Genomic DNA, 780 nt, shown 5'->3' on the forward strand with positions numbered 1-780 from the left:
ATCAGAGTTGGTGTTGTTTATGCTATGGGAATTTGCTTTTTAGAGGCTCTAGCTAAATCAGCTAATTTAATCAGCTTACCTATTATAATTTAAGCTATCCCTGCGTTGCTCAGCATTTATTATGTTCCTATTAAACCTAAATTTAGCTTGATAAGCAACCACATTATTAAAACACACAGCCGCTATTAGCCTGAACAATTAAGCAGGTTAACTCATTGATTCTATTAAGCAGGCTAGCCCGCTAACTCGTTCGCTCTGTTTTAATCGTCACTATATCCGATTCTGATATACCAATAAATCGTAAGGTACCAACTTTGCATGATTGACAGGGCCAATGTGGTATCAATGGATCTTTTTCTGTTTTTGGCTTCACTGGTTTACATGTGTGTGACTTTTGAGTCCTTATTAACGCTAACTTTTGTTTACGACATGCATTGGCTAAAAATCCATAGTGACGAATACGCATGAACCCCTTTGGCAGTATATGTTGTAAATAACGCCGTAAAAATTCGTCACAACTCAGTGTCATGACCTTATTCCGGTTATTATCTTTATAATCACGGTATTTAAAACTCACTGTTTGTTCATTCGCTGATACCAACCGTGATTCTGACATCACGCCTTTTCGGGTATAACGCGCAAGGTAACTGACTAACTTTTCACTGTACGTTAAACAGGCTTTGCTATACACGCACCATTTGGTTGGTGTGCTTACCTTCGCGAATGAACTATCGCATTCATTGAGCGCCGCCAGCATTTTACCTCTAAAGACTGTTGATA

At 38.6% G+C, this 780-nt stretch carries 1 protein-coding gene; it reads right to left on the reverse strand.

Features of this window, described 5'->3' with window-relative positions; translation table 11 throughout:
* Window positions 1-241 precede the first annotated feature (241 nt).
* The coding region (locus tag H5119_RS19985) for a transposase (RefSeq protein WP_182703479.1) at window positions 242-780 on the reverse strand (539 nt) is incomplete at its 5' end.

It is taken from the genome of Pseudoalteromonas sp. SG45-5 (assembly GCF_014164085.1).
Classification (GTDB): domain Bacteria; phylum Pseudomonadota; class Gammaproteobacteria; order Enterobacterales; family Alteromonadaceae; genus Pseudoalteromonas; species Pseudoalteromonas aliena.